Genomic DNA, 4,488 nt, shown 5'->3' on the forward strand with positions numbered 1-4,488 from the left:
TGGAAGACGGCGGGGATGTCCTGGAGTAGTGCGCGGGTTTCGGTTGCGTCCAGTACTGCTTCGTAGGTCTGGCTGCGGCCGATGGTGTTGTGTCCGCGCGGGCCGTCCAGTGGCAACGGGTGAGGGGTCTGGGTCTGTTCGTGCCAGTAGGGGAGTTCGTCGAGTGTGGCCGGGCTGGTCGCTTCCTGGTGCAGCTGTTGGGCCCATTGCCGCCAGGAGGTGGACTTGGCCGGCAGCTGCGGTTCCTGGCCTTGGCGCGCCTGCTCGACCAGCGTGCCGAGATCCTCCAGCAACACGCGCCACGAGACGGTGTCGACCACAAGGTGGTGGGCGACCAGCAGCAGCCGGTGCGTGCGCCCTTCGGGCCCGGAGGGCTTGTGGCCCTCCGGGCCCAGCTCACCGGAACCGGCCGACTCGTGGTCGCCGGAGCCGGTGGACTCGTGCTCGCACACCCCGGTGAACAGTGCGGCCCGGAGCAGTGGGGGCTCGGTGAGGTTCATGCTGGACTGTGTCTGTCCGGCGATTTCCAGCAGCCGTGTGCGGCGCTGGTCCGCCGGTACCGTCGTGAGGTCGTGGACCTGCCAGGGCAGCTGGGTTGGGAGGCCGGCCAGTTCGGCTTGCCAGGTGCCGTCCTGGTGGAAGAACCGGGTCCGTAGACCGTCGTGCTGCTCCAGCAGCCCCCGCAGGACCTGCTCCCACTGCTGGGGTGTCACGTCGGCGTCGACGTCGAGCAGCAGCGACTGGTTGACATGGTGGGGATGTGCGAAGGCCTGGTCGAAGAACCAGTGTTGGATGGGCGTCAGCGGAACGGGGCCGGTGACCAGGCCTTGCTCGGCCTGCACGGGTGGCGCGTCCTGGTGTTCCACCACCGGCGCCAGCTCGGTGATCGTCTGGTAGCGGAAGAGCTGTTTGACGGTGAAGTACAGGCCCTGCTGCTTGGCCCGGAAGATCACTTGCTGGCTCAGGATGGAGTCGCCGCCGAGGGAGAAGAAGTTGTCGTGGACGCCCACCGGCTGGGCGGTGCCGAGTACCGCCTGCCAGATCTGCGCGAGCTCTTCCTCCACCGGAGTACGCGGCGCCACGTGCTCCTGCTCCGCGACCGCGTGCTCCCGCCACGACAGCGCCGCCAGCGCCTTACGGTCGACCTTGCGGTTCGTGGTGAGCGGCATGCTCTCCAGAGGGACGAAGACGCCGGGGACCATGTAGTGCGGGAGGCGCTCGCCGAGGAACGACTGGAGCGACTCGGTCGCCACCGACTCGCCCCCCACCACAAAGGCGACCAGCCGCTTGGCCGCGCCATCCTCGTCGAGCAGCACGGCGGCGTGCCGCACGTCGGGGTGCTGGGCCAGTGCGGCCTCGATCTCGCCCAGCTCGACCCTGAAGCCGCGGATCTTCACCTGGTCGTCGGCGCGGCCCAGGAACTCCACGTTGCCGTCGGGCATCAGCCGGGCCACGTCACCGGTCTGGTACAGCCGGCTGCCCGCGTCGAACGGGTTGGCGACGAACGCCTCGGCGGTCAGCTCGGGACGTCCGAGGTAGCCGCGTGCGACACCGGTCCCACCGACGTAGAGGTCGCCGGCGACGCCCACCGGCAGCGGCTGCATGCGGGAGTCGAGTACATACGCCTGCATGCCGTTGAGGGGGCGGCCGATGTGGACGCGTTCCAGGTCGGGTTCGTACCGGGCGAGACTCACCCCGACCGTGGCCTCGGTCGGCCCGTAGCCGTTGAAGAACGCCCGGCCGGGAGCCCAGACGCGGACCAGGTCGAGCGGACACGCCTCACCGCCGACGGTGACGTAGCCGACGTGCGGCAGCGCCTCCTTCGGCAGTGTGGACAGTGCCGAAGGTGTCAGGCTGATGTTCTCGACGCCCTGCTCGATCAGCAGGTCGGCGAGGTCGGAGCCGGCCATCTGCAGGCCGGGGTCGGGGAGCACCAGGGTGCCGCCGGACAGCAGCGCCGCGCACATCTCCCACACCGAGATGTCGAAGCTCAGCGAAGTGCCCTGCAACACCCGGCGCGGGCTTTGGAGGTCGTAGTTGTCGAACTGCCACCTGGCCAGGTTGCGGAAGCCGCGGTGGGTGACCTGGACGCCCTTCGGCCGGCCCGTGGAGCCCGACGTGTAGATCACGTACGCCAGGTCGTCGACGGTCCCGCCCGGCTGCACCGGCGTGTCGGGCCACTTCTGAAGCCCGGACCAGAAGTCCTCCACGGCCAGCACCGTCGCCTGGGACTCCTCGGGCAGCACGTCGAGAACCGACCGCCGGGTCAGCACCAGCGGCAGCGCGGAGTCGGAGATCATGTACGCCAGCCGGTCCGGCGGATACTCCGGGTCGAGCGGCACATACGCGCCGCCCGCCTTCAGGATCGCCAGCAGCCCGACGATCACCTCAAGCGAGCGCGGCATGCACAGGCCGACCAGGCACTCGCGGTCGACACCGTGCTCCCGCAGCAGATGAGCGAGCCGGTTCGCCAGCCGGTTCAAGGCCGCGTAGCTCAACTGCTCGTCACCGAAGGCCACGGCCACCCGGTCGGGGTCGCGACGCACCCGGGACTCGAACAGCTCGTGGAACGCCGCCGGTTGCGCGTCGCGCTGCTTGGTCTCCGCAAGGCGGCGGCGCAGCAGCTCCTGCTGCTCGGGGGACAGGTTCGCGACTTGTCGCGAAAGAAGCTCACTCACGAAGGGTCACCTGTCTCAGTAGTCGGGGCGGACGTCGGTGTCTGCGGTGGGCTGTCGTCGGGGGACGCGCCCTGGACCTCGGCGAGGAGCTGCTCCAGGAGCGCACGATCCTCGGAGTGCTCCGCCTCGGCCGCGAAGGCCAGCAGGTCGAAGTCCTCACCGACGTCCTGGGGGGCCGCGGCGTTGCTCTGGCCGAGGATCTGCCGGCGCTCCTCTTCCGTGAGCACGGTGATCTCGCTCAGCCGCGCCCGGGGGTCCCGGGCGACCTGTGCGCAGATGCCCGTGAACTGCCTGAGCAGGCGCTGGACCGCCTCGTCCGCGAAACGTCCCCGGTCGTACTGGACATCGAGGTGGATCCGGTCCGGGACCGTCGCGACCGCGCCCAGCGCGTAGTTGATGCGCTCCTCCGAGCGGAGCAACTCGAAGCGCAGGGCGGCGCCCTCGTCCCGTTCAACGGGATAGTTCTCGAAGACGAACAGGCTCTCGAAGAGGGGCGCGCCGGAGGGCAGCCCACTCCAGCGCTGGACCTGGCCGAGCGGGCTGTACTCGTACTGGCGCATCTGCACGTTCTGTTCCTGGAGGCCGTGCAGCCAATCGAGGACGCTGCTGCCCTCCGGGACTCCGACGCGCAGCGGCAGCGTGTTGATGAACAGGCCGACCATGCGCTCGACGCCCTCGACCTCCAGGGGCCGTCCGGACGTCACCGTGCCGAAGACGACGTCGTCGGTGCCCGAGTTGCGGCTGAGCAGCAGCGCCCAGCAGCCCTGAAGGACGGTGTTGAGGGTCAGGTGGTGGGCCTGGCACAGCTCGTGCAGCCGGCGGGTGTCCTCTTCGCTGAAGTCGGTCCCCAGCTCGCCCTGCTCGCCGGCGCCCGGCGACGGCGAGCCCGGAGCGACGTGGCGTTCCACGCTCAGGGGAGTGGCTTGCTCGACGCCCTGGAGGGTGGTGCGCCAGTACTCCTCGGCTTCTCCCATGTCCTGGCGCTTGAGCCAGGTCACGTAGTCGCGGTAGGGCCGGGTGCGCGCCGTCAGCGGCTGCCCGCTGCCGGTGAGCGCCTCATAGCCGCGGACCACGTCGCCCAGGATCAGGCTGAGGCTCCAGCCGTCGAGGACGGTGTGATGGGCGCTCCAGACGAGCCGGTACTGGGCGTCACCGGTGCGGGCGAGGAGCAGCCGCCACTGCGGCACGTCCTCGGAGGCGAAACCCTGCGCGCGGTCCTTGCCGAGATAGGCCTCCACCCACTCCCGCTGCTGTTCCGGGGTGCCCGAGCGCCAGTCCTGTTCCTCCAGCGGGACGGGCACGTCGGCCCAGACCAGCTGGAGTGCCTGGTTCTCGGTCTCCCAGAAGCTGGTGCGCAGTATCGGGTGGCGGCGCATGACCTCGGCCCAGCTCCGCCGGAAGGCGTCGACGTCCAGGTCGAGTTCGATCCCGTGGACCATCTGGACGTGGTAGACGCCCTCGCCCTGCGCGAACTGGCTCTGGAACCACAGGCCCTGCTGGATCGGGGTCTGCGGGTAGCAGTCCTCCAGCGGCCGCGCTTCCTTGCTCGCCCGCCAGGCGGGCAGCCGTCGCAGCTGCTCGACCAGTGTGTCGAGTTCCTCCTGGGTGAGGCCGCTGAGCGGCAGGTCCGACGGCGTGTAGCCGAGGGTGGCGGGGCGGTCGGCCAGGGCGGCGACTTGCCGGAGCGCGTCCAGGGTGTTTTCGGCGAGGTGCTGGATGGTGTGGGTGGTGTGTGTGTTGTTGTCGTGGGTCCATTGCATGTGTAGTCGGCCGTTGTGGATGTGGCTGACGATGTCGATCAGGTAGGGGC

Annotated in this window: 2 protein-coding genes; both read right to left on the reverse strand. The window is 69.6% G+C overall.

Annotated features, from left to right (window positions below):
- Nucleotides 1–2,678 (reverse strand): non-ribosomal peptide synthetase (locus DTL70_RS33155; RefSeq protein ID WP_114025728.1); only part of this gene is annotated, 2,678 nt, incomplete at its 3' end.
- Nucleotides 2,675–4,488 (reverse strand): condensation domain-containing protein (locus tag DTL70_RS33160; protein ID WP_245980324.1); only part of this gene is annotated, 1,814 nt, incomplete at its 5' end. The genes DTL70_RS33155 and DTL70_RS33160, both read right to left, overlap by 4 nt.

It is taken from the genome of Streptomyces diacarni (assembly GCF_003323715.1).
Lineage (GTDB): Bacteria > Actinomycetota > Actinomycetes > Streptomycetales > Streptomycetaceae > Streptomyces > Streptomyces diacarni.